Origin of the sequence: Streptomyces sp. NPDC006265, from assembly GCF_040613555.1 — a bacterium.
Taxonomy (GTDB): domain Bacteria; phylum Actinomycetota; class Actinomycetes; order Streptomycetales; family Streptomycetaceae; genus Streptomyces.
This window is the reverse complement of record NZ_JBEXSH010001325.1, coordinates 1-1,670: the sequence shown is the minus strand read 5'-3', so window position 1 is coordinate 1,670 and position 1,670 is coordinate 1. Positions and strand designations below refer to the sequence as shown.

The window sequence follows — 1,670 nt, the reverse complement described above, 5'->3', positions numbered from 1 at the left end:
AGCTCCTGAGGCTGACGCTGGACAACTTCCGGGCCTTTTACGGCCGCCAGACCCTGGACCTTGCCGTCGAGGACTGATCGCACGCGCCGGGTGACCTGCGCCACACTCCTGTCCGGCTCCAGGCCCTCATGGACCCGCCGGGTCCGGGTCCGTGGCCAGGCGGGCGTGCAGGTGGGCGTCCCGGAACGCGTCGTGGCGGTCCTCCTGGAAAACCGCCCCGCGCAACGTGCCCTCGTATGCGAAGCCGCACCGCTCGGCGATCCGGCACGACGCCTCGTGCCCCACCGCGTGATCCAACTCCAGGCGGTGCAGCCCGAGTTCCGTGAGGGCCCAGCGGGTGGCGAGCAGGAGGGCCCGGGTGGCCACGCCCTGGCCACGGGCCTCGGGCAGGACCCAGTAGCCGACGCGGGCGACCCTCAGGTGGTACTTGATCTCATTGACGCCGATGTGCCCCAGTGCCGTGTCGCTGCGCGCGTCCGCGACCCGGAACGACAACGATGTACCCTCCGTGGCGCTCTGCTCCCGCGCCAGCAGCGACTCCTGGGCACTGCGGCGGTCCGTGACCGGCCGCAGCGGGGTGTTCCAGCGCCGGAACTCGGGGTCCCGCATCCCACGCAGCCAGGTGTCGGCGTCGGAACCGGACCCGGCGTCCCAGGGGCGCAGGCGCAGTCCGTGGCCGTTCAGTTCCGGGTGGGGGCCGGTCGGGGAGTGGTCACGTATGGGGGCCATGAGGCCATTCAAGCGCGTGGGGCCGCGCCGTTCACCTGCCGGCCGCGCCGGGCAGGAACCGGAAGACCGGGATCCCCTCCCGGAACCCCACCCGCAGCTCCGCTCCGGCCGACGGTTCCCCCGGGCCGACGATCTCCGTCATCATCCGCGGCCCCTCGGCCAGATCGACCACGGCGATGACGTAGGGCAGGCGCCCGGTGAAGGGCGGCAGGTCGTTGCGGTGGACGACGGACCAGGTGTAGAGCGTGGCCCGGCCGCTCGCCGCCTGCCAGGTGACGTCCTCGCTCCAGCAGTGGGGGCAGAACTCGCGCGGGTAGTGGTGGGCCCGGCCGCAGGCCCCGCAGCGGCGGATCAGCAGCCGGCCCTCGGCGGCGGCGTCCCAGTACGTCCGGGTGAAGGCGTCGGGCTCGGGCAGGTCGTGGCGGGCGGTCATCCGAACAGTCCCAGCGCACTGTCCAGCGACCACGTCTGCCAGGACATCCCGAACAATCCGACCAGTGACATCAGGGCCATCATCGCGTTCTGCCCCTGCTCGGCGACTTCGTGGATCATGAGCGTGAAGTAGAGGGCGTTGAGGAGGAATCCGCCCGCGAGGGCGACCGGCGTGAGGAAGCCGGTGATCAGGCCCAGCCCGAGGGCGAGTTCCGCGTAGACGACGACGTACGCCATCACACGCGGGTGCGGCGCGACCGCCGTCTCGAAACCCGAGCGGACGGCGCTCCAGCGGTGCTCGGCGGCTATCCCCGCCGCCCATGTGATGCCGGTGCCGCGTTGGAACCAGGCCTTGCGGTCCTTGTGCCGCCAGCTCTCCAGCCACCACAGCCCGAGCCCGATCCGCAGCACGGCCAGCCATTCCGCCCCGGTGAGCCAGATCGTGTCCATGCTCATGCTCCCGCATCGCCGCCCGACAGCCGGATCTGACGGTACGTCAGATCCGGCTG

Annotated in this window: 3 protein-coding genes; all 3 read right to left on the bottom strand. The window is 71.6% G+C overall.

Features of this window, described 5'->3' with window-relative positions; translation table 11 throughout:
* Positions 1 to 126: 126 nt before the first annotated feature.
* Genes ABZ281_RS48455 through ABZ281_RS48445 form a run of 3 tightly spaced genes read right to left on the bottom strand, consistent with a single transcriptional unit; the run spans position 127 to position 1,611 of the window.
* Positions 127 to 729: a GNAT family N-acetyltransferase gene (locus ABZ281_RS48455; RefSeq protein WP_356665131.1), complete on the bottom strand. Its 603-nt coding sequence runs from the start codon at positions 727 to 729 to the stop codon at positions 127 to 129.
* A 31-nt stretch (positions 730 to 760) separates the two neighbouring features.
* Positions 761 to 1,162 (bottom strand): Zn-ribbon domain-containing OB-fold protein, encoded by a 402-nt coding sequence (locus tag ABZ281_RS48450; protein ID WP_356665129.1) that lies wholly within the window; start codon positions 1,160 to 1,162, stop codon positions 761 to 763.
* Positions 1,159 to 1,611: a DoxX family protein gene (locus ABZ281_RS48445; protein WP_356665127.1), complete on the bottom strand. Its 453-nt coding sequence runs from the start codon at positions 1,609 to 1,611 to the stop codon at positions 1,159 to 1,161. The genes ABZ281_RS48450 and ABZ281_RS48445 overlap by 4 nt, the downstream gene beginning before the upstream one ends.
* Between the last annotated feature and the right edge of the window lie 59 nt (positions 1,612 to 1,670).

What these genes read in the sequence shown, in the direction of transcription:
- ABZ281_RS48455 (WP_356665131.1), bottom strand. Translation starts at nt 729, where the DNA reads ATGGCCCCCATACGTGACCACTCCCCGACCGGCCCCCACCCGGAACTG.
- ABZ281_RS48450 (WP_356665129.1), bottom strand. Translation starts at nt 1,162, where the DNA reads ATGACCGCCCGCCACGACCTGCCCGAGCCCGACGCCTTCACCCGGACG.
- ABZ281_RS48445 (WP_356665127.1), bottom strand. Translation starts at nt 1,611, where the DNA reads ATGGACACGATCTGGCTCACCGGGGCGGAATGGCTGGCCGTGCTGCGG.